Source organism: Sphingobacterium sp. xlx-130 (assembly GCF_011007405.1).
GTDB lineage: Bacteria > Bacteroidota > Bacteroidia > Sphingobacteriales > Sphingobacteriaceae > Sphingobacterium > Sphingobacterium luzhongxinii.
In genome coordinates, this window is the sequence record NZ_WFKN01000005.1 from 253,646 (window position 1) to 276,799 (window position 23,154).

The 23,154-nt window shown below is 38.6% G+C and carries 20 protein-coding genes, 1 tRNA gene and 1 pseudogene; 13 read left to right on the plus strand and 9 right to left on the minus strand.

Annotated elements, in window-relative coordinates:
* Positions 1 to 17 precede the first annotated feature (17 nt).
* Genes G7B18_RS09945 through G7B18_RS09955 form a run of 3 tightly spaced genes read right to left on the minus strand, consistent with a single transcriptional unit; the run spans position 18 to position 3,761 of the window.
* Entirely contained in the window at positions 18 to 1,409 is a 1,392-nt protein-coding gene (locus G7B18_RS09945) for a bifunctional UDP-3-O-[3-hydroxymyristoyl] N-acetylglucosamine deacetylase/3-hydroxyacyl-ACP dehydratase (protein ID WP_205600192.1), read from the minus strand.
* A gap of 26 nt (positions 1,410 to 1,435) precedes the next feature.
* Positions 1,436 to 2,467: a UDP-3-O-(3-hydroxymyristoyl)glucosamine N-acyltransferase gene (gene lpxD, locus G7B18_RS09950; RefSeq protein WP_164109555.1), complete on the minus strand. Its 1,032-nt coding sequence runs from the start codon at positions 2,465 to 2,467 to the stop codon at positions 1,436 to 1,438.
* A gap of 58 nt (positions 2,468 to 2,525) precedes the next feature.
* Complete coding sequence (locus G7B18_RS09955; RefSeq protein ID WP_164109558.1) at positions 2,526 to 3,761, minus strand: HD domain-containing protein; 1,236 nt, start codon at positions 3,759 to 3,761, stop codon at positions 2,526 to 2,528.
* Positions 3,762 to 4,015: 254 nt separating this feature from the next.
* On the opposite strand from G7B18_RS09955, the gene G7B18_RS09960 reads away from it, so the two are divergent.
* The 6 genes from G7B18_RS09960 to G7B18_RS09985 all read left to right on the plus strand — a co-directional run bounded on the left by G7B18_RS09960 (position 4,016) and on the right by G7B18_RS09985 (position 9,287).
* Positions 4,016 to 5,569: a PglZ domain-containing protein gene (locus tag G7B18_RS09960; protein ID WP_164109561.1), complete on the plus strand. Its 1,554-nt coding sequence runs from the start codon at positions 4,016 to 4,018 to the stop codon at positions 5,567 to 5,569.
* 15 nt (positions 5,570 to 5,584) lie between these two features.
* The gene (tsaE, locus tag G7B18_RS09965) at positions 5,585 to 6,001 is read left to right on the plus strand and encodes a tRNA (adenosine(37)-N6)-threonylcarbamoyltransferase complex ATPase subunit type 1 TsaE (protein ID WP_164109579.1); all 417 of its coding nucleotides are present in this window, start codon (positions 5,585 to 5,587) and stop codon (positions 5,999 to 6,001) included.
* A gap of 69 nt (positions 6,002 to 6,070) precedes the next feature.
* On the plus strand, positions 6,071 to 6,607 hold the full coding sequence (locus tag G7B18_RS09970) for an RNA polymerase sigma factor (RefSeq protein WP_164109581.1): 537 nt from the start codon (positions 6,071 to 6,073) through the stop codon (positions 6,605 to 6,607).
* Between the two features lie 6 nt (positions 6,608 to 6,613).
* Positions 6,614 to 7,390 (plus strand): hypothetical protein, encoded by a 777-nt coding sequence (locus G7B18_RS09975; protein ID WP_164122467.1) that lies wholly within the window; start codon positions 6,614 to 6,616, stop codon positions 7,388 to 7,390.
* On the plus strand, positions 7,387 to 8,187 hold the full coding sequence (locus G7B18_RS09980) for an outer membrane beta-barrel protein (RefSeq protein ID WP_164109585.1): 801 nt from the start codon (positions 7,387 to 7,389) through the stop codon (positions 8,185 to 8,187). The genes G7B18_RS09975 and G7B18_RS09980 overlap by 4 nt, the downstream gene beginning before the upstream one ends.
* Positions 8,188 to 8,243: 56 nt before the next feature.
* The gene (locus G7B18_RS09985) at positions 8,244 to 9,287 is read left to right on the plus strand and encodes an ABC transporter ATP-binding protein (RefSeq protein ID WP_164109587.1); all 1,044 of its coding nucleotides are present in this window, start codon (positions 8,244 to 8,246) and stop codon (positions 9,285 to 9,287) included.
* On the opposite strand, the gene G7B18_RS09990 is transcribed toward G7B18_RS09985, so the two are convergent.
* Complete coding sequence (locus G7B18_RS09990) at positions 9,277 to 10,131, minus strand: alpha/beta hydrolase (protein ID WP_240452825.1); 855 nt, start codon at positions 10,129 to 10,131, stop codon at positions 9,277 to 9,279. The two genes, G7B18_RS09985 and G7B18_RS09990, sit on opposite strands and share 11 nt — an antisense overlap.
* A gap of 58 nt (positions 10,132 to 10,189) precedes the next feature.
* Complete coding sequence (locus tag G7B18_RS09995; protein WP_164109591.1) at positions 10,190 to 11,401, minus strand: alanine dehydrogenase; 1,212 nt, start codon at positions 11,399 to 11,401, stop codon at positions 10,190 to 10,192.
* Positions 11,402 to 11,533: 132 nt separating this feature from the next.
* On the opposite strand from G7B18_RS09995, the gene G7B18_RS10000 reads away from it, so the two are divergent.
* The 5 genes from G7B18_RS10000 (at position 11,534) to ytxJ (ending at position 16,159) form a co-directional block, all read left to right on the plus strand.
* The gene (locus G7B18_RS10000) at positions 11,534 to 13,453 is read left to right on the plus strand and encodes a polysaccharide biosynthesis protein (RefSeq protein WP_164109593.1); all 1,920 of its coding nucleotides are present in this window, start codon (positions 11,534 to 11,536) and stop codon (positions 13,451 to 13,453) included.
* 94 nt (positions 13,454 to 13,547) lie between these two features.
* Entirely contained in the window at positions 13,548 to 14,204 is a 657-nt protein-coding gene (locus G7B18_RS10005; RefSeq protein WP_164109595.1) for a tetratricopeptide repeat protein, read from the plus strand.
* Between the two features lie 70 nt (positions 14,205 to 14,274).
* Positions 14,275 to 14,763 carry a 6,7-dimethyl-8-ribityllumazine synthase gene (ribH, locus tag G7B18_RS10010; RefSeq protein ID WP_164109596.1) on the plus strand — a complete coding sequence of 163 codons (489 nt, stop codon included), beginning with the start codon at positions 14,275 to 14,277 and terminating at the stop codon, positions 14,761 to 14,763.
* Positions 14,764 to 15,114: 351 nt separating this feature from the next.
* Positions 15,115 to 15,825: a hypothetical protein gene (locus G7B18_RS10015; protein WP_164109598.1), complete on the plus strand. Its 711-nt coding sequence runs from the start codon at positions 15,115 to 15,117 to the stop codon at positions 15,823 to 15,825.
* Between the two features lie 4 nt (positions 15,826 to 15,829).
* On the plus strand, positions 15,830 to 16,159 hold the full coding sequence (gene ytxJ / locus G7B18_RS10020) for a bacillithiol system redox-active protein YtxJ (protein WP_164109600.1): 330 nt from the start codon (positions 15,830 to 15,832) through the stop codon (positions 16,157 to 16,159).
* Here the strand turns inward: ytxJ and G7B18_RS10025 are convergent.
* Positions 16,149 to 18,638 carry a family 20 glycosylhydrolase gene (locus G7B18_RS10025; protein WP_164122468.1) on the minus strand — a complete coding sequence of 830 codons (2,490 nt, stop codon included), beginning with the start codon at positions 18,636 to 18,638 and terminating at the stop codon, positions 16,149 to 16,151. The genes ytxJ and G7B18_RS10025 overlap by 11 nt on opposite strands.
* Positions 18,639 to 18,750: 112 nt before the next feature.
* Between G7B18_RS10025 and G7B18_RS10030 the strand changes: the two genes are divergently transcribed.
* Together G7B18_RS10030 and G7B18_RS10035 are read left to right on the plus strand one after the other, a co-directional pair.
* Positions 18,751 to 18,822, plus strand: a tRNA-Glu gene (locus G7B18_RS10030).
* Between the two features lie 252 nt (positions 18,823 to 19,074).
* Positions 19,075 to 19,539 (plus strand): Arm DNA-binding domain-containing protein, encoded by a 465-nt coding sequence (locus G7B18_RS10035; RefSeq protein ID WP_164122470.1) that lies wholly within the window; start codon positions 19,075 to 19,077, stop codon positions 19,537 to 19,539.
* Positions 19,540 to 20,039: 500 nt separating this feature from the next.
* Here the strand turns inward: G7B18_RS10035 and G7B18_RS10040 are convergent, their stop codons facing one another.
* The 3 genes and pseudogenes from G7B18_RS10040 to G7B18_RS10050 form a co-directional block, all read right to left on the minus strand.
* Positions 20,040 to 20,729, minus strand: a complete 690-nt coding sequence (locus G7B18_RS10040; protein ID WP_164122472.1) for a TetR/AcrR family transcriptional regulator — start codon at positions 20,727 to 20,729, stop codon at positions 20,040 to 20,042.
* A gap of 14 nt (positions 20,730 to 20,743) precedes the next feature.
* Positions 20,744 to 22,009, minus strand: a pseudogene (locus G7B18_RS10045) (aminotransferase class I/II-fold pyridoxal phosphate-dependent enzyme).
* 251 nt (positions 22,010 to 22,260) lie between these two features.
* Positions 22,261 to 23,139 carry a DUF4249 family protein gene (locus G7B18_RS10050; protein ID WP_164122474.1) on the minus strand — a complete coding sequence of 293 codons (879 nt, stop codon included), beginning with the start codon at positions 23,137 to 23,139 and terminating at the stop codon, positions 22,261 to 22,263.
* Positions 23,140 to 23,154: the final 15 nt, after the last annotated feature.

Consider the following 23,154-nt stretch of genomic DNA (forward strand, 5'->3'; position numbering starts at 1 on the left):
TTATTTAATTTATTGTCTTACTTAACTTTAATGATTTGAGCCATTAGTTCTGCCTCACAAACGATCTTTTCTCCGACCATACCCACCCCTTTCATACGGGCAATACCTCTACGGATTGGCTCCAACAATTCGCAACTATAGATGATCGTATCACCTGGCACAACCTGATTTTTAAAACGGGCACTTTCTATTTTCAGGAACAATGTTAACCAATTCTCAGGATCTGGCACTGTATTAAGGACCAATATCCCTCCGGTTTGTGCCATCCCCTCGATACGTAATACCCCTGGAAAAATAGGCATTCCTGGAAAATGTCCCATAAACAAATCTTCATTCATGGTTACATTTTTTAATCCCACAACGTGTGTATCCGAAAGTTCCAAAATCTTATCAATCATCAAAAATGGTTGACGATGCGGCAAAATATTCATAATTTGTACCGTATCGTAAACTGGAGTAGCGTGTATATCGTACGTATTTATCTTCTTTTTCGCCTTGTCACGTTTAATCTGATTTTTTATCCGTTTGGCAAATGCAACATTCGCAGCATGCCCTGGCCTTGCAGCCATAATATGACCTTTCAACGGGCGTCCCACCAATGCCAAGTCGCCAATCATATCCAATAATTTGTGCCGTGCGGGTTCATTTTGATAACGCAGCTGAATGTTGTCTAATATACCTTCATCAGCTACCGTGACACGCTTATTGAATAAATTTTGAAGTTTATCCAATTCTTCTGTACTCACCTCTTTGTCGACTATAACGATCGCATTTGACAAATCGCCACCTTTGATTAAATTATTATTAACAAGAGCCTCTAATTCATGTAGAAAACAAAAGGTTCGGGATGAAGATATCTCTTTCTCAAACTCATCTATTTGACTGATAGAAGCGTGTTGGCTTCCCAATACCGGTGAATTGAAATCGATCATACATGTCAGCCTATACCCATCTAAAGGCATCCCCACAATTTCGACTTTACGATCCGCATCTACATAATGTATATTTTCCTTTATCTCGTAAAAATCACGATCTGCATCTTGATCTACAAAACCAATCTCTTTTAATTTTTGAAGAAAAATAGTCGAGCTACCATCCAAAATAGGAACCTCAGGCCCATCCAAATCAATTAATACATTATCAATCTGAAGACCGATAAATGCAGCCATCAAATGCTCAATTGTACTTACAGAAGCTCCATTCTCAGCAATAGTCGTTCCGCGAGAGGTATCCGTTACATTATCTGCATCAACAGATACGATAGGCTGTCCATCTAAATCGACACGTCTAAACTTGAACCAATGATTTTCCGCTGCGGGCTTTATCGTTAGTGTAACAGATTTTCCTGTATGTAACCCAACTCCGGATATAGTAAATTCAGATTTAATAGTCCTTTGCTTTGCATTCATTTCCTCCATACTTATGGCAATTGATTTTATTGTATTTCTTTAAGTTTTTGTTCCAATTCAAAAATTCGCTTCTCAAGGCTAGGCAATTTTGAATACACAACCTGTGAGCGTAAATGAGCTGTATATGGAGCAAAAGGTGTCCCCCCCCACTTCATATTCTCTTGCTTAATACTTCTGTTAATCCCCGATTGCGCTTGCACCTGTGTTCCATCTGCGATACTAATGTGTCCCACTAAACCTACTTGCCCTCCAAGAATCACTTGGCGTCCCACTTTCGTACTTCCGGAGACTCCTGTTTGCGCCGCAATAACTGTATTTTCACCGATTTCAACATTATGTGCTATCTGAATCAAATTATCTAGCTTTACACCTTTTCGAATTATAGTCGATCCCATTGTAGCTCGGTCTATAACCGTGTTAGCCCCTATCTCGACGTTATCTTCAATAATAACATTGCCGATTTGAGGTATTTTATCGTATGTTCCGTTTGCCTGAGGAGCGAAGCCAAAACCGTCACTCCCCACAACAGTACCAGAGTGAATTATAACATTTGCTCCTATTGTGCAGTCAAAATATATTGTTACCCCCGGAAACAAGGTGCAATTATCGCCAATACGTACGTTGTCCCCAATGTAAACTCTAGGATATATTTTAACATTGTTACCGATTTTAACTTCACGCCCCAAATAAGCAAATGCTCCTATATAACCTCCTTCACCTATCTGAGCTGTATCGTGAATATACACCTGTTCATCCCTACCCGAACGTTCATTCCGAAACGAATGATAAATTTTCAATAACTCTGAAAAGGCAGAATAGGCATCTTTAACTCGAATTAGCGTACAAGACACTGCCTTTTGTAAAACAAGATCCTCGTTGACAATCACAATCGCTGACTCAGTTGTGTACAAGAAGTGTTCATACTTTGGATTAGACAGAAACGATAACGTTTCGTTAGACCCTTCCTCAATTTTTGCCAATTGAGAAACAGAAACATTAGGATTTCCCTCTATTGTCCCGTTTAATAACGTTGCTATTTGTTCGGCTGTAAACTGCATTTAACTACAAATGTATCTTTTTTTCCCAATTAGTTTTCAACTTTTTTATTCCCAAGACTTACTCCACATACCTTAATTCTTTCGGGTAGGTCAATGCATACTTAACCACTCGCCTAGACAAAGCTTCTAAATTCGAGAGATCCGATGCTTCTGCTATCTCCAAAAGCTCGCCGCGATTATTTAATATCTTTATAGGCTCTTTCTCTGCACTGTACGCTGAATTTTGTACTTGCTGATAATAAACTACGTAATCGACATCTGCATCGTTCAACTGAAAGTACTGCTTTGCTTTACGTCTTATCGTCTCTATTTCCGATAAATCGAAACTAGATGACCTCATTTCCGTGCCAAATAGATCCCGACGCAGGAGGCGTCGACATAACATACTCAAAATTGGATCATCGTGTAGCTCCCATGCCTTAATCGCGGACAAGATATCGGTATCATCCAATTTTGTAAACAGATCCAAATGAATAGCATCTCTCACAAAAATGACCGCATCAATCTTTGCATACAAAAAATGGGCGAAAGCAGGTGAAGCGGTAAGTTTTTCTCCATTTTCACAAAGCACCCTGGCTCTTGTTAAGATTTTAATCAGCATTTGCTCTGCTGCAATCACTGTCTTATGGAGATAAACCTGCCAGTACATAAGACGACGGGCAATCAAAAACTTTTCTACGGAATAAATCCCTTTAGCTTCAACAACTAGTTCATCGTCTTTTACCGTCAACATTTTAATAATTCGATCAAAAGATATAACCCCTTCAGAAACTCCCGTAAAGAAACTATCTCTGTTGAGGTAATCCATTCGATCTGTATCTAATTGTCCAGAAACTAATTGATGAAGAAATTTACGAGGGTACCTATCGTTAAAAATTACAATTGCCAAAGACAACTTTCCATTGAACTCTCTATTCAGATTGTCCATCAAAAGTGCAGATATCATTTCATGTGAAACACCCTCAATTAAAGAGTGCTCCAAAGAATGGCTAAACGGACCATGTCCTATATCATGGAGCAAGATGGCTATCAAAACTGCCTCCTCTTCTTCAGCACTGATCGCGACATCTTTACTTCTCAACGTATCGATGGCCAACTGCATCAAATGCATGGCACCAATAACATGCTGAAAACGAGTGTGCAATGCACCTGGGTACACCATATGTGTCATACTGACCTGCTTAATGTACCGTAGTCGCTGAATGTAAGGGTGCTCGATCAAGTCAAAAATCAATCCCGACGGAATTGTAACAAAACCGTACACAGGATCATTAATGATTTTTTTCTTATTCAATCTGATTTAGTATTAAGAGTTTTCGTATTTTTATACTTGTCGAATAAAAACGACAAACACACCACCTAAGATAAGCGCAAAGATACACACAATGCAGTTAATTTATGTTAAAAAATAGCGTTTTATCTAGATTCTAATTAGGTTAGTTTTAAATATAAGCTTATATTATACATATTGGCTTTTCTACTCAAAAATCTACTACGCTTAATTAATTACATAAAAAATAGTAGTAACACATAAGACCACACAAGAGCATGACAAAAACACATATACTTTGGGCGGATGATGAAATTGAATTTTTAAAACCACACATCCTTCTTCTAGAAGAAAGAGGATATAAAGTTAGAACCGTAAACAACGGAAATGACGCTGTAGACGCTTTCAAACAAGAACCCTTTGATCTTGTTTTTTTAGACGAAAACATGCCTGGATTGACCGGCCTAGAAACTCTAAGTATACTCAAAACGATCAACCCTACTACCCCGACAATTTTAATAACCAAAAATGAAGAGGAACATTTAATGGAAGATGCTATCGGTGCAAAGATTGATGATTACCTAATAAAGCCTGTTAACCCAAGACAAATTCTCTTAACCATCAAAAAGTTCACCGAAAATAAAAGGATTATCAGTGAGAAAACTTCCATGGCTTACCAGCAGGAGTTTAGAAATCTCGGCACAATCATCAACAATGATCTCAACTATGAAGAATGGACTGACGCTTATAAAAAACTTATTTATTGGGAACTTTCTCTAGAAAAACTAGAAGATGATAGCATGCACGAAATTTTAACGATGCAAAAAGCCGATGCGAACGCAACCTTTTCTAAATTTATAGAGAAAAACTACCTAAAATGGATCAACAACCCAGAAGGAAGTCCCACACTATCACATCAGTTATTCAGAAAAAAAGTTTTTCCAAATCTTCAACCAGAAAAGCCAACTTTCTTTTTTTTAATAGACAACCTCAGATATGACCAATGGAAATTAATTAATGATGTCATTACAGATTATTTCCGACTAGAGGAAGAAGACAGCTATTACAGTATACTACCTACAGCCACTCAATACGCTAGAAATGCCGTATTCAGCGGTCTTACACCCTTAGAAATGGAAAAGAGATTTCCTGATTTATGGCAAAATGATGAAGACGAAGGAGGAAAAAACATGCACGAAGACAAATTTCTAGCAGATCAGATCAAGCGACTTTACAGAAGAGAAATAAAACACAGCTATACAAAGGTACTCACCCTCGAACAAGGAAAGGAAGTCTTAGACAATGTAAGCAACTACATGCAAAATGACCTCAACGTTCTCGTATATAACTTTGTAGACATGCTATCCCATGCACGTACCGACATGGCTATGATACGTGAACTGGCCAACGACGAAGCAGCGTATAGATCACTTACAGTATCCTGGTTCGAGCATTCTCCACTATTAGAAGTATTAAAGTGGCTGTCCCAAAAAAATGTCAGAGTCATCATCACAACAGATCATGGGACGATCCAGGTAAAAAAACCAAGCAAAGTTGTAGGATACAGAAACACCAACACCAACTTAAGATACAAACAAGGAAAAAACCTCAATTACGTAGATAAGGACGTGTTTACAATCCGAAACCCCCACGAAGCACAATTACCAAAGCTTCACGTTAGCTCAACTTTTATTTTTGCCAAAGAAGAGGTGTATTTTGTCTATCCGAACAATTACAATCAATTTGTAAATTACTACAATGGCACGTTCCAACATGGAGGCATATCTCTCGAAGAAATGATAATCCCATATGCCACATATATACCAAAATAGGTACTTTTGTCAATTATGGAAATCAATGTAAAAGGCTTAGAAGACCTAAAAGAAGCAGCTTCTCGGATTATTAATAGTTATCCCAATGACCGTATATTCCTTTTTTATGGGACAATGGGGGCAGGAAAGACTACATTGATAAACGAACTATGTCAATGTCTACATGTACAGGACCATACCTCCAGTCCTACGTTTTCAATAGTAAACGAATATGCTTCTAGCAACGGACCTATTTTTCATTTCGATTTTTATCGGTTGAAGTCGGAGTCCGAAGCTTTCGACTTCGGATATGAAGAATATTTTTATTCTGGGAATTATTGCTTTGTCGAGTGGCCAGAAAAAATCCCCAATTTGCTCCCAACAAATGCGATAAAAATAACAATCGATATCATTGACTTTCAAACAAGAACGATAGCTATTGAAAAAAAATAATTTTTTTTCAATAGCAAATGCAACCTTTCTTTCTTTCACAGCGTCTTCCTATTAACTAATATCAATTAATTGGAAAAGAATAATCTAAATACAATTTGGCTTGGATGCAAAAAAGAGGATAGAAAAGCCCAAGTTGCGTTATATGACTACTTTTCCAAAAAGATGTTAGCTGTATGCATGCGATATGCCAATACAACGCTTGAAGCTGAAGACATCCTACAAAATGGATTTGTTAAGATCTTTACCAAACACCATCTATTTGATGGTTCAGGTTCTTTAGAAGGTTGGGTCAAAAGGATTATGATTAACGTAGCCATTGAAACCCACCGAAAGAACAATGGAAAACTGGCAGAGTCTATTGATAACAAGGAATCACTTCAGCTAACGAGTCAAATAGGAACTGATCAAACGGCTTACAAGGATCTGCTGGACCTCGTTCAGGAATTACCAACCGGCTATAGAACAATATTCAATCTCTATGCAATAGAGGGGTATTCACACAAAGAGATTGCGGAGCTATTGGAAATATCCGAGGGGAATTCCAAATCACAGCTTTCCAGAGCAAGACAATGGTTACAAAATAGATTAGTAAAATTAACATACTAAATCATCATGAAAGAAGAAGATATCGATAGATTGTTCCGTGAAGCTTTTCATGAAGCAGAAGAGACTCCGAACCAAAATGTTTGGCAACGTATAGAGAGAGAATTGGATGAATCAAAAAAGAAGACAGTACGTCTGCCTTGGAGAAAACAAATCTGGGTAAGATATGTCGCAGCTGCGATTTTACTTTTAGCCGCAACCTTCGGTTTACTAAAACTAAGCTACAAAAGCGATACACAATCACCTGATGGAAGCGAAACGATAGTCGCGAAAAAACAAGAGAACAATCAAAAATATACAACGATCCAACATTCAGAAAATACAGAACAAGTACAGATCGCAACCGATAAAAACAAAGAAGAAAAGATTCATCGCACAGATATTGTACTTGCCATACAACCTCAAAGAGTAGAAAAACAAAAAAGCTATGACCGGGTCAATGTAGACCTTAAAATCGGTGATCTAGAAGAGTCAAAACCCAAATTACTGAATTTAAAGGAAGTACAAGAAGTTTATACGTCAAACATCCCAGTTCATCAAGTCATCGAAATAGAAGATATAAAGCCTTTGATCGATCTGGATGAAGAAACAGAGAGCATGTATGCACAGGCTCCACATGAAACAGCAAATAAAAATGTAGTAACCTCAATATTAAACACTATCTCAGAAAAAATAGAAGTAAGTACCACAAAAGACATTCGTTTTCGCGCGGACGAAGAAGGCTCCTTACGTATTGATATTCTGAACTCATTTGTTAAAAACCGTAACAAAAAAAATAAAAGATGAAAACATATAACCTTAAATTTGGATTCTTAGGAATAGTATTAACCACACTGACAGTCTCACTAGCAAAAGGACAAGATGTTCGTGAAAAAGAAAAACAAGACACAATCCGTAAGGACAAAGATCTAAATATAACCATCGGAATTAAAGATAAACCGAACACATCAAAGTATCCTAGAATTTTTGGTGGCGTAACGCTAACTCGTATCGATTGGGGGTTTTCCAGAATAATGGATGATGGAAAATTCACACTATCCGAAGAAAACGATTTCTTGGCCTACAAGAAGGCCTCAAATTTTGGTTTCGATGTCTTACAATTTGGTGTACGTGTAAGTGATAATTTCAAAACATATCTATCTGCAGGATTCGAATGGAACTATCTACGTTTAAAAGAGAATATTCTCTTAGAGGAAAATACCCAATCACTCTCTTATAAAGTCATAGACCCCAATGAAGTAAATTACACAAAGAATGTACTCACTTCTACATACCTAAGAATGCCTGTCTCATTTGAATGGCGCAGTGACAAAAACAGACACGGAGACCGTATGAAAGTAGCTTTTGGCGCAATGACCGGAGTCCTATTAAAAGGTACACAAAGATTAAAGAGTCGAGAAAATGGTAAGCAAAAATTTAGGGATAACTACAACCTGGCGACCTTCCAATATGGACCTTTTCTCCGAGTGGGATATGACGACTTTGGCATATTTGCAAAATATTATGTAAACGATGTATTTGAAAACAGCCCTGCACAAAAAGGACTCAACAATTTCACTTTCGGACTTACACTAGGTTTTTAGGCCATAATAGAAAAAATCATTACTTTTATGCCGAAATCATATTTCGGCTTTTTTTTATGGCTCAATCTACATCCTCCTGTCAATATATACCTTCTGATACACAACAAATTGGACTAGCTCTTATTCATGGAAGAGATGTAAGTGGTATATTCCAAGGCAAAGAAACTGTGACAGCTGTAGATCGTGTAGATTTTGATATTCATATTGGGAGAATAACAGCCATTATCGGCGAATCTGGAAGTGGAAAAAGCACCTTATTAAAGTTAATTTATGGTTTGCTAGAGCCCCAATCCGGTGAAATACGGTATAAAGGCTGGTTGGTGCCCACCCGCAAAGACAAACTTATACCTGGGCACGACGCCATGAAGCTCGTCTCACAAGGATTTGATGATCTAAATTTATACGCCAAAGTTTGGGACAATATAGCCTCTCAACTACCCAACACAAACTTGGATTACAAAAAATCAAGAACCGAAGAAATGTTGGCACGGTTGAAAATAGATCATCTAGCACAACAACGTGTTGCCGACCTAAGCGGAGGGGAACGCCAAAGGGTAGCTATAGCACGTGCATTAATAAATGATCCAGAAGTGTTATTGATGGATGAGCCCTTCAATCAGGTAGACGCTGCCTTCAGGGATGATTTACAGCAAGATATACGTCAGATTGTCGACGACCTTGGACTTACGGTCATACTTGTATCACACGATCCAGCAGAAGTATTAGCAATGTCTGATATGCTTATTGTTATGAAACAAGGGAAAATCGTAGACCTAGGATCACCAGAAACATTATATTACAACCCCAGAAATCCCTATACGGCACTCTTACTCGCCAAAAGCAATATTCTTAATATGCAGCAGGCCTCTCTTTTGAATATACAAACATCGCAACAGATCGCTATCCATCAAGAATGGATTGACACAATACCGGATGCTCAGGGTAATTTATGGATCAAGAACATTCGGTTTAGAGGTTTTTACAAAGAGTATAGTATAGGTAACGATTCATTATCCCTAAACGCGATTGTGAATACCACAGTCCCACTACCAAAAGGAACCCAAGTAAGGCTTGGCATTAAAAGACATATTACTTTTTAACCCCCTGGTTTTCAGTTTCCAATGATTGGCTTTCCAACCAGATCAACATAGCTGTAAACCAATCACCTGATTCCTTTTTATTGGTCAAACCAAATCCATGCCCCCCTTCCTCGTACCTATATAACGCATTGGAAATGCCAAATGCATCTAATGCCTCTTGGTACAATAAACTATTTGCGATAGGGACCACTTTATCATCGGCGGCATGTACCAGATAAGTAGCCGGAGTTACTGAACCGACTTGTTGTTCATTAGAAAATCTTAATATGTCATGTTCGTCAAAAACGGGTCCTATCAAATTCTTTTTAGAACCTGCATGTGTCATACCTTCAGACATTGTAATCACAGGATACACTAAAATTGAAAAATCAGGTCTTAGACTGCGATGTATACCTTCTCCAATGTAAGATATATTAAAATGAGTCGATAAGGTCGAAGCTAAATGTCCCCCGGCAGAGAATCCCAATACCCCAACTTTGCTCCCTACTATCCCCTGACGTTCGACATGTTCACGGATATACACCAAGGCAGTTTGGGCATCTTGTATCGGCGCAATCCTTTTGTCCAACATCTGACTATCTACCGGCAACCGATAACGCAACACATAAGATGCATAACCTAAATCCCGCAACCTTTTTGCCACGTCATGTCCTTCATGCCCCATCGCTACCCGAGCATAACCGCCACCGGGAATAATTAAAAAAACCTTATCTTTATCTTTGTGAATTGGCTTATAGAAAAACAATTCCGGGACGTTATCGCCTACATCTACCGATTGTTTAGTATTCAAAACTCCATTCGGATAAAAGTCTAGCCTTTCTTGTCCAATCGCAAGCTCAATCATTAGCACAGAAAAAAATATAGCAACAAACTTACAAACACGATAGCACATGACAAAATATCTATTGATTTACGACGATCATTAAACTCAAATCTTTATAGGAAAGATTAAACTTATCTGCCATATCCTTATTGGTCAAACTGCCTTGGTACAAGTACACAGCGTTCCTAATTCCGGCATGTCCCCAGATTAAATTACTGATCCCACCATAATCGGAGATTTGCAATAAAATCGGCGTAAAAATATTCGTCATCGCATAAGTAGCAGTACGGGCTACCCTAGATGCAATATTGGGTACACAATAATGGATAACATCGTATTTCTTAAAGACAGGCTTATCGTGCGAGGTGATTTCAGAGGTCTCGAAACACCCTCCCTGATCAATTGAGACATCAATCAATACGGAGTTTGGTTTCATTTTTGACACCGTTTCTTCCGAAATAATACACGGAGATCGTCCATTTTTAGCTCGTAATGCACCTATCACCACATCACAGGAAATAATAGCCTTATTTAAAATTATAGGTTGAACGACAGAAGTAAATACCCGTGTACCTAGGTTATTCTGTAATCGACGCAGCCTAAATACGGAACTATCAAAAACCTTTACTTGTGCCCCTAAAGCTATTGCCGTCCTTGCAGCAAACTCACCAACTGTCCCGGCCCCAATAATTACAATTTCGGTAGGAGGCACACCAGTTACCCCTCCCAACATCAACCCTTTTCCTTCAAAAACGTTGGACAGGTACTCTGCAGCAATTAAAATAGACGTCGCTCCCACAATCTCACTCATAGCCCGAACGACAGTAAGATGCCCTCCTTCGTCCTGCAGATACTCGTAAGACAACGCGGTAACTTGCTTTTTCATCATCGCCTTCAAAACATGAATATCCATCAAGGAAGGCTGTTGAGAGGAAAACAAGATCTGCTTGTTCTTCATAAATCCAACCTCTTCAATCGTAGGGCTAGCTATTTTTACAATTATGTCTGCCTTAAAAATACGCTCTTTCTCATAAACAATCTGCGCTCCTTGTTCACTGTAATGGTGGTCCATAAAATTCGACGCCGTACCTGCACCAGATTCTATGAGGACTTCGTGCCCATGCTCGACCAAGAGAGCAACAGACAAGGGTGTCAAAGCGATTCTATTCTCCTGAAACACAATCTCCTTAGGAATACCAATGATAAGCTTACATTTTGACCTTTTGATCGGTTTAAAAGCTTCTTGAGTTTGCCCAATTATCTCTTGTGCAATCTTAGTCATATTACCCATCTAAATCTATTTAATAGAAGTAAATATAAATATATTAGAGTAACATTCAATCATTTAACCTCACAAAAACAATAAAGTTAAAACTATTACATTTTTCTCCTACATTTGTAATAATCACCACAAAAATTATAAATGAAATTATTCAGAGTCATTAATCATGTCAAGATTGTCCCAAGATGGATAATTTTTTCTTTGGACCTGTTTGTTGCATCAGTGACATTTTTAACTGCATTTGCTCTTTTTCATAATTTCCAAATCAGTACCATTTCTCCCAATGATTTTGCAACTCAATTTTTACTCTGTATTGGGGCCACTGCAATATCATTCTCAATCTTTAGACTCTACTCTGGAATAGTACGGTATACCAGTGCCGCCGATTCTATACGAATTCTTTCCACCATACTATTTACCATAATAATACTCTTTGCGCTTAAATTATTTGGACTAGCCTTACGTACGCCCAAATTTATAGACAGCAGACTTATTATCATCTATTCCTTATTCTTATTTGCGGGCTTGATTACTTACAGGACTTCAATCAAAATCTTCTTTCAATATTCAAAAACTGCTCGAAAGATAAAGAAGAACACATTGGTGTTTGGAGCCGGTGAATTGGGTATCGCTGTAAAACGAACATTTGACCATGATCTCACATCAAATAAAATAATAGTAGGGTATCTCGATGACAATGCGTCTAAAATAGGAAAATCTATAGACGGTGTTAAAATTTTCGGTTCTGAGGAGTTAACAAAAGTAATTTATAAATGTGCCGTTGATGAGCTTATCATAGCCACGCCCTCAATTCCTCCTGATAAAAAAGCTGAAGTAATCGAAATTTGTCTCGAACATAATGTTTCGGTGTTGACTCTACCTCCTATTAAAAAAATTATGAATGGGGATCTTACGGTCAATCAAATCAAAAATGTAAGAATAGAAGACCTCCTAGAACGCTCTACCATCAAACTAGAGAATGAAATCATACTCGACCAACTAAAAGGAAAGCGCATTCTAGTAACAGGAGCAGCAGGATCTATTGGAAGCGAAATCGCAAAACAACTGGGGCAATACAGCCCACAAATGATTATACTATGTGATCAAGCCGAGTCGCCCCTGCACAACCTTCAACTCGACCTCCAAGAGAACTTCAAAGACCAACTGTTCCACACGTTTATCGCTGATGTAAGAAGCAGGGAACGTATGCAAATACTTTTTGAAACCTTTCGTCCTCACATTGTATACCACGCAGCTGCATATAAACATGTACCGATGATGGAAAACCATCCTATCGAAGGCGTACGTACCAATATATTTGGTACCATGAATCTGGCAAATCTTTCTGTGGAATTCAATGTCCAAAAATTTGTCTTCGTATCAACAGATAAAGCAGTAAATCCCACGAATGTCATGGGCGCAACAAAGCGGATAGCAGAGATTTATGTCCAATCCTTAAACAGTAAGATTTTAAAAGAAAGTAAAACAGGAACCAAATTTATCACCACTAGATTTGGCAATGTCCTCGGCTCCAATGGATCTGTTATCCCTCGTTTTAGAGAACAGATTGAAAAAGGCGGGCCCGTGACTGTCACTCATCCGGAGATAACACGCTATTTCATGACTATCCCAGAGGCTTGTCAGCTCGTTATAGAGGCGGGAAGTATGGGACAAGGTGGCGAAATTTTTGTCTTTGACATGGGAAAATCTGTTAAAATTGTAGATCTAGCCCAGAAGATGATCAAGCTTTCAGGGTATATACCAAATCAAGATATCGAAATACGATTTACAGGCTTACGACCAGGCGAAAAACTATACGAAGAACTTTTAAATGATCTAGAGAATACACTTCCCACGCATCATCAAAAAATAATGATTGCCAAAGTGCGCGATAATAATTTCGAGATAGTATCTTCCCAACTTCAGAAACTACTCGAGATAACCAATGCGCAGCACAATACCAATATAGTAAGACAAATGAAAGTCATTGTTCCTGAGTTCAAGAGTCAAAATTCAGAATATGAGCTGCTAGACAAAGAACAGGAAATACAGACCTCTTAAGAGGCAATAAATTAGTATTTTATAACAAGAAAGTATTGCAAATATTTAATAAAAGTGTATTTTTGCGTTCCGTGTAATTATTTAAAATAAACTAATGTCAACGAATATCAATTCAACCGAGAAAAAAGGTTCATTTTTTCAAGATAATCAGAAGAGTGTGATTTTTATCCTAGGAGGAATCATCGTATTAATCTTATTATATATTGGATATCAAAAATTTTATCTCGCACCACGTGCCGAGAAGGCAGCCGATGCAATGTATAAAGCAGAGGAATTCGCATTAATTGATTCGCTACAAAAACAGGCTATCGATGGGGATGGAGCATTCTTGGGATTCAAAGAGATTGCTGATGAATACTCAAATACACCTTCAGCAAATATTGCAAATGCTTATCTAGGAAGTTTATACCTACGTCAACAAAATTTTCAAGAGGCTATTAAATACCTGAAAAAATATTCAGAGACAGGAAGTGAAATATTAGATCCTTTAGTAATTGGATTAATTGGAGATTCATACTCTGAAAGCCACGACTACAAGAATGCAGCTGACTATTACAAAAAAGCGGCTGACAAGTCGAAAAACTCTTATACTACGCCATTATTCCTTAAAAAACTTGGATTGGTATATGAACAATTAAATGAAAACAAACAAGCAGAAGAGGCCTACTCCAGAATCAAGTCAGAGTATCCAGAAAGTACAGAGGCATCCACAATCGAAGGTCCTTTAGCTCGAGTTCAAGCAAAACAATAATCATTAATTAATGAACAACATACAAAAGGCTGCTCTATAGGCGGCCTTTTTGATTAAAAAAAAATTTACCATGTCAAGTAGTCTAAAAAACCTATCCGATTTCTCACACCTGCAAGTCAAGAACGCAAAAGGGCTCAAATTTGCAATTGTTGTAGCACAATGGAATGCAGAGATAACAGGAGCACTATTATCAGGAGCAGTAGATGGTTTGTTAAATCATGGAGCACTTGAAGAAGACATTCAGGTGATGGAGGTCCCAGGAAGCTATGAGTTAATTTCAGGAGCAGACATCGCATTACGCAACAAACAATTTGACGCCATTATCTGTTTAGGTTGTGTAATACAAGGCGAGACCCGCCATTTCGATTTTATTTGCGATGCAGTAGCCAATGGTATCGCAAATGTAGGTCTCAAATACAATAAACCGGTTGTATTTGGCGTATTAACAACAGACAATATGCAACAAGCTCTAGATAGAGCCGGTGGCAAGCATGGAAATAAAGGTGAGGAAGCTGCGATTACGGCAATTCAGATGAGCCATATATCTAAGTCTTTCTAGTTGGCGATTATTTTTAATAATCGCCAGATCATGAAAATACGATGTTTATTCAAATCGGATAAGAGATGAATAACCGAACGAAGTGAGCTCATGAATACCGCTTAAACATATTCTCGATGAATAAACTTGATAGCTCCATTACAATTTAAAAAAGAAACCGATCCATCAGTTGACGGATCACAAAGTAATTATATACAGATGAAAAAGACATTAATCTTTTTGAGTTTTTTAATAATTGGTACGGCTATTTTATCTTCCTGTGGGACACATTCTACATGCGCAGCTTATAATACCTATCCCAAGAAAAAACACAGAACAAGATAATACCGAAGTGATATAAAACATATTAACATGAAATATCTTACATTAACGGTAATTTTCATTGGATTATTTCTGTCTATAAGTTCTGTCCAACTATATGCCCAAGAACAAGAAAATGGGAAAAAACTACTTCAACTTGCAATCGGTGATGTTAATAAATGGGGGAATACGCGTTATTTATTATATACGGTGACCGGTCCGTCCATAATATCTGGATTCAGTGAAGAAAGAACCTTTTTAATCGATAAGACATCTGGAGATTGTCGCTTCGAAGGGCTTAACAAAAGTAAAGAAAACGTTGTTGTCCTCTTTAATTACAAATCCAAAAAGCTGAGAAAATATTTTATAGATACACGAGAAGGCAAAGAGAATATCGAAAGTATACTCCAACAGTTCTTTACAGATGCGAAGATACTGTTTTTACCAGCACTCCTATCCGACAACCCTTCAAATATCAGGGAGCTATCGCAAAAGATAATAAATACGGACAAGATTACTGTAATCGACTTTACCCACCTACCGACATTGGGAAGTGATACAGTTGACGGAAAGATATCATTAACAAGTAAGGGAGAAATCAAATCTATCGTAATAGATAACGTTGAGTACATGACTTCAGGCAGTAAAGATATTGGGGGTGGGATAATTCTTCCTACGATATTTGAAAGCCAGTTCAGTTATAGATTTCAAACAGTGGCCGCATTTACAGATATAGAAACAGGGAAATTCAACAATCTTTAACAAAATGACTTGGAAACCACTTAATACTATAGATCAACTTCACGACATATACAAGTCTGAAGAGGTCTCTATACTATTCAAACACAGCACACGCTGTCCTGTTAGTGCAATGGCGAAACGAAGTCTAGAATACGACAAGGATCTTCTTCCAAAAGGTACAATTATATATTATCTGGATTTGATCGCCTATAGAGATATATCCAATACCATTGCAGAAATGTGGGAAGTAAAACATGAATCGCCTCAATTGCTGATTATTCAAGGAGACAGGTGCTTATATAATGCCTCGCACTCCGACATCGAAATGCGAGACGTTATTCCATTTATTTCTTAAAATAGGATACCTGTCCTGCACGTCCATCAGCATCCAGCACCGAAAAAGCTAGAACCTGCCCGGTTTGATATACCAAAGGCCTAGACACATCGTATTTTGTGCTTTGCAATGTAGGCACACTTCCATCCAACGTATAGTAGACCGAAAAACCCGGGTACTCCGTGTTTACAACAATTTTTCCATCACTTTCCTTTACACCGACAGCAGGCAGTCTGAACTTAACACGATCTGTTAACTTAGGTAACTCATGTAATCCAATCTTGTTGATAAATCCGGTATAATCATTTTCTAAAAGCTGGAGTTTAAATTTAGATTCACTCTCATAATCCCTTTTGGACGACCACGCTCTCTCCGCTAAAGCAAAAAATCTCGGAAAGACCAAATAATCCATTTGTTCCTCTTTTAAGACTGTCTCGGCCCATAAGCCCCCTTTGATGCCCAAAAAATTTGACTTACCCTTTTCGGAAAGCCGAATCCTTTTGCTAAACCCTTGCTTTCCTAACTTCTGACCACTATAGTAATTATCTATATTGGCAAAAAAGTCCTCCGGAAGTAAAGAATAGGAATGAAACAAATCGGCGTATGTAGCCCATTTAAGCCCCGGCTCCATAAAATTGGTATTCCACATCATATCAAAGTACATATTAGACGCACTGATTAATACAGTCTGGTACCCCGCATTGGCCAGTCTATAAGCTAGATCTTCCTGCCCTCCTCCGATTACATTGTTCCACACGTCCACCTGTATATTTGATTTATTTCGAAGGTCCGGATTGACCATCATACCCTGCCCTTTATTGACCATACCGATTTCTTCCCAACCAGCCATATTTAAGCCCTTGGCCGCACAGATCTCATTAACACGTTGTATATAATAAGGCCAAACCTCATGTGAAGATTGCATCCCTTCTTTCTTCATGAGCGAATCGATCTTAGGCGATTTCGTCCAAACACCATTCGGAACTTCATCTCCACCGATAGAAATCTTCTTGAAAGGTATATTCGCCTCTTTATACATTGCGACAAATTCATCTATTACCTGCTCTAAAAAAACATACGTAGAGGGCAGAGCCGGATTAATAACATTATCACCGAAATGTTGTACCGAATTATACACAGAGCGATCATCAAGATCGTAAAGCAAATATTTCTCAGCTTCCGTCTTTTTGCCTGCTGCCATCAATCGTTCATATCGGGCATGCATAGCCTTAATAGCTGCCCTAGCATGTCCAGGTGTCTCTATTTCCGGAACCACAGTAATATTTCGGTCGTGCGCGTACTTTAAAATTTCTATAAAATCAGCCCTTGTCAAAAATTGCTTTGAAGATTGAATACCCCCTGATCCATAAGCAGGCTGCAATGATCTTCCATCCTTAAACAAAGGAGATCTAGTAGCCCCGACATCCGTCAGCTCTGGAAGAGAAGCTATCTCCAATCGCCATCCTTCATCATCAATAAAATGAAAATGAAACACGTTCAACTTATAACTCGCCATCAGGTCCAGATACTTTAAAATTGTAGATTTATCTTTAAAATTTCTGGCAATATCCATCATGAAGCCTCTGTAGCTATACCTTGGTTCATCCACCACCTGAACAAACGGAATCTCCAGATCGGCTTTAGCAAAATACATCTCAGGCTTCAGCATAGATATCAGCGACTGTAACGCATAAACCACTCCCCCTGCTGAACTTGACTCGATACGCACCCCCGTCTTCGTCACAGCAAGTCTGTAAGCTTCATTCTTTAAACCTTCAACTTTCTTTATCACAAACTGTGCGGACTGCTCTTCTGATAAAACCAGATCAAGCTCCTTAATAAATGGGATTTTCTCCATAAAACCCAAACTAGAACGGAAATCATCAGAAACGAAACAATTCAATGTCGACGGCACCTTAAAGTTTCCTTTTCCTACTTTTACGGATAGAGGTGTTGGAAAAATCAAGGGAACAGAAGTTTCCTTATTCAGTTTCGCATTTCTTTCAAACAAGGATGCATTAAAGGCATTTTGTTTATCCGCAGACAGCACAATGGGACTATAAAATACATTCTCTACAGCATGATAGGTTTTATAATTATGCCTATCCTGAAAATAAAAACCATTCGGCACGGTGGATATATTAGAAATTGCATACTTCGTCGTATAAACTGTCACCAGTGAATCATTGGGGTTTAGAGATTGTTCGGCAAACTGTAGTCGAAACAGGTTACCTCGCTCATTTGAAAAAGAATAGCGATCTGTCGTTTTATCCACCACCGGATACATTGCATTAAACCAAAGATCCCATTTCCCCAAATCCAGGCTGCTGTTGGAAATATTTTTAATAACCAATGTCAACTCAAGATTATCTGTCCCATTATATGTTACACTGGGTTTCCAATGAAGCTGTACTTGATCTGCCACGCTCTTTTGCTGGGCAAATAGATCCTGCACTCCAGAAAAAGTGATCAAAGCTCCGACTAAAAGTAAATTTCTCATATTTAAGTTCTGATTGAAGTTTAAAAATACCAATAGAATCAGAGAAAAAAAAATAATTTTATTTTTGCATTAACAAATATAAATTCTATATTTGCACACCGAAACACATAAAGGCCCGTTCGTCTAGGGGTTAGGACGCCAGATTTTCATTCTGGAAACAGGGGTTCGATTCCCCTACGGGCTACTGATAAAGATATCAAAAGATGTTAAAACCCTGCAAATCAAACATTTGCAGGGTTTTTTATTACCGTCAAAACATCAAAATATGCACCAATTCGCAATAAAAATGAGCGTAATTCGGTGCGTCCGATCAGACGGATCCACTACGCGCCGAATTCAATATAACCAATTGACATACAAGGTTTTCAATAAATAAACATCTTGACCGCAGAGCATTACATCCTTACTTTTGTTTAACTTTTTAATACTTGTTATCATGAGAGGTATTTACAGCCTGCTTTTCTATCTCAGAAAGCAAAAAGTATACAGAGGAGGCCCGATCGCCATCTACATGCGTATTACGGTGAATGGAAAACGTGCCGAGATGTCCACCGGGAGGACGATCGATCCACAGAAATGGAATAGCCGTACTGGGCGTGCCATCGGCAGTAAAGAGGATGCACGTACGCTCAATGCGTACCTTGACAGTCTACAGAACAAAATGAGCATTGCCCATCAGGCGCTCATACATACAGACAGTCCCATCACGGCGGAAAGCCTACAGTCCCAGTTCCTGGGCAAGGCGAAAAAGAGCCGCTATCTGATGGAACTATTCGCCGAGCACAACTCCAAGGTTGAGGCACTGCTCGGAAACGGTTTTGAGCCCAATACGCTAAAGGGGTACAGGACGTCAGAAAGACACCTGACAGACTTCCTGAAATACCAGAGTGGCAGTTCTTGAAGGGATGAAGACAGGTTGCAGGAGGATTCTGCCCGACGTCCTCGATACTCAGGGGATCTTGAAAGAATTGAAATTCATAATGTTCTTCCATCCAGTTGACCTCTATCTCACCGTCCGCTTGAACCTACCAAAATCCCATAATATACCCAATCGGCAATTTATTCCCAAATTTTCTCGACCAACTGGTGTTTGACCATTACGAAATGCTGTTTTGGCCAGATATTTTTCGATAACCGTAACTACAGTAAAACCATATTACTCCTAATTCGCTCAATGGTTTCCACTCCTTTTTATATAATTAGGGTATAGGAATTTTAGGAGAGTCACATATAAGTTAGTTAACCTGAAACAAGGTCCACTTCCACATGGATTTTCTTTTATGCCTGGGCATCAAATCAATTTACCGATCTTGGAAAATTTTCTTTGGAACTTCCAAATAAAACAAAAAGAAGCTTAAATGGCCTCTTCTCGATTATTTATAAAGTTTGGGGCGTTTATAATTATTTCAACTTTTCATAGGTTTCAAAAATAAATTCCTGAATCGCATTGTCAACTAACTCCTTGTCCTTCTCAATATTAATATCGAGACCACAGAAAGTACTGCCATTAGATTTGGCATGTAAGGATAGGTAATAGATGCCACCGATCAATAATGCCAACCGAGGGCGTATGCTAATGTTACTTTTTTCAAAATCTGGCAAGATAGCTTGAAACAGCTCTTCACCAATTTCTTCTCTTCTGTCGGCAACTTTCCGGAGCATTTTGTTTTTCTCTCCTAATTCCCAGTGAATTATTTTCTGTAGAACCTTATCTTTTAATACTGTGTCGAATTGATTTTTAAGAAGACCCGCAATGTCATCTTTACTGATGCTCTCAGGGTGCTTCAATAGGTCTTCAATATATCCTTTTGCTGCTTGCTTCCAAAAATCTCTCTGACGGATATATTCCTCCACCAAATTATCAAGACCGCCAAAATATGTCCACACAAGTTTTTTGTCCAAGCCGGCGGCAGTCGCTACATTAGGTGCGGTCAATCCTGCATACCCACTTTTTTGAAGAACTTTCCCAACTGCTGCAACTAAACGGGCCATTGTGCGAGACTTATCCCGAAGAGGACCCGAAAGGGTTTTTCGTGTTTTGGGTTCTTTTTTTTCAGTCTGTCCTGATTCAGTTTTTTTAGTACGTCCCATTTAATTTTTGTATCCTATACTGGCTTTGCAATATCCAATTTTTTATTGACATATTCAAACACGTTAAGAGCTTTGTCCAGATGTTCTTTGGTGTGCGTAGCCATCAAACTCATGCGAATTCTAGAGTCTTTTAATGATACTGCTGGATACATGATCGGATTCGTGTAAATACCATTTTCGAGCAATAATTTACCAGCTTCGCTATTCTTCTGCACATCTCCAATTTTTACGGGTATAATCGCAGATTCTGTTGTCCCTATCTGCAAACCGATGTCTAGCAATCCTTTTTTGTAATATTCAATATTCTCCCATAACTTTTGCTGCCATATAGGTTCCTCATCAATGAGTTAAATCGCCCTGGTCACTCCAGCGATGGCAGGACTGGCAGACGCTGAGAAAGCATATTGCCTTGATTGGAATTGAAGGTATGTTATCAATTGTGGATCAGCTACGAGATATCCCCCGATATTGGCAAAAGTTTTGCTAAATGTACCGGTAATGATATCTACTTGATCTAAAACATCAAAGTACTCCATAGCACCACGGCCTGTTTTACCTATCACGCCTATACCATGGGCATCATCCACTAGTAATACGCCACCATGTTTATGGGTTATTTCAAGGATTTCCTTAAGTTTGGCAATATCACCATCCTGCGAATATACACCGTCAATGATAACCATTTTTGTTCGATACGAACCTTTGGTTGCTGATAAGATTCGTTCCAGATCATCAACATTGTTATGCAGAAAACGCTTAACAGTTGTCCCCATGATACCTTCGTAGACGCTTGAATGTACAGCCATATCCACAATGGCTATATCTTCTTTTTTCAAAAGACAGAGCAAAGATGCGCTATTGGCTGTATAACCTGTCGTATATACAATCGAAGAACCTTTGGGCCTTTTGAAAAAATCAGAGATCTTATCTTCCAATTCTTTATGGTAATCGAAGTAGCCTCCGATCAATGGTGATGCTCCCGCCCCTGTTCCGTATTTCTCCACATTAGCGATCACTGCCTTTTTAATTTCTGGATGTTGGGTAAAGCCTAGATAATCCTTACATACGAAACTGATATAATCACCTTTTTTTAAATAATCGTCTTCAGCCAACCCTATCTCAGGACCACAACCAGAGGTAGCGAGCAATCTATAGTTCATAAATTCATTATCCCGAAGATAACTTAGATAACCCTCATGGGCGATCGCGCGTTGATAAATGTCAAGTTCCGGGATGTTTTCAAAATCTTTAAAGCTTGCTTTCGTAAAATCCATTTTCATAATATAACTCAGTTAAGTAAAATTTAGTGAATATATATAATATTTCTTTTTTTAGAGAAAAATACAATACTCAAAAAAGGAAAAACAGCAAATCAAATCATATTATTACAATAATAAACACTAAATGAAATTGAGTTCATGCATATTTTTTCTCCAACTAGGGTATTGAATAAATATTCATTTTCAAACTCAATGAAATCGCTGAATAAAATATAGTTTATAAGGTTATTATTATTCACTTTATCCGCTTTCTAGAAATTCGCTCTCACTGAAGTTTCATTATACAGCCCAAAAATTCCCTCTGCACCAATAATATTGGAATAGAGAGGGCGGACCGTCTGAAATATGGACTCTCCAAGGTAGCCCAATTGATCTATTTCCTTTTTAAATATGGAAAGTTCAGGCGACAGAAAAGCAAGCCTGACATCCACTTCTTTTGCAAGTTCCGTGGTTCCGCCATCCTTTTTTACCTGTCGATCAAAACGTTTTTCCCCTTCTCTCCCTTGCAAGGGTTTCCCGTCTGTATATCTGAATTCTGGAGAAAGATAGTAGGCCGCAAGTCCCTGCTTTGTGTCCATCACTCCTTGGTCATCGATCAGGAACGGGCATAGCGCTGTCGCACCGATACCTTCTTTTGCTGCGCCTTGCGACCAATTCAAGGTATACGAAGATGGCAGATGCGGGTTTAATTCTATCTTTACATCAGTCAAGACCGGCTTTTCCGGCAAATAACATTTTTCAGAGGTGATCCTTTCAGCCTTTTCTTCCATCAATATCTCTATGGCGTAACCAGTTCCCGGTTTGGGGCTGAAATCTTTTGGGCTAATGGCAAAATATCCCGCAGAATCGCTGACTTCACTGAATTTGATGATGCGCACGCCTTCTTCCAATAGAAATACGGAAAGCTTGGGCAGCTCAGGCACAACACCTGACTGACCTCGCAATGGCCTGCTCCAAGATATAGACGCTTCACCTCCCGAAATAGTTCCTACAGACGACAATACGATCAAGCGTGGAGTATACTCAGGGAACTCAAACGAAATAGTAGTTTTATGGTCCGTACAGCCGACGAGTGAAACCGTTGCGCATAGGACAGTCCATATATTTCTGCAAAACTTTCGTAACATCATAGTTCAGTTATAGTA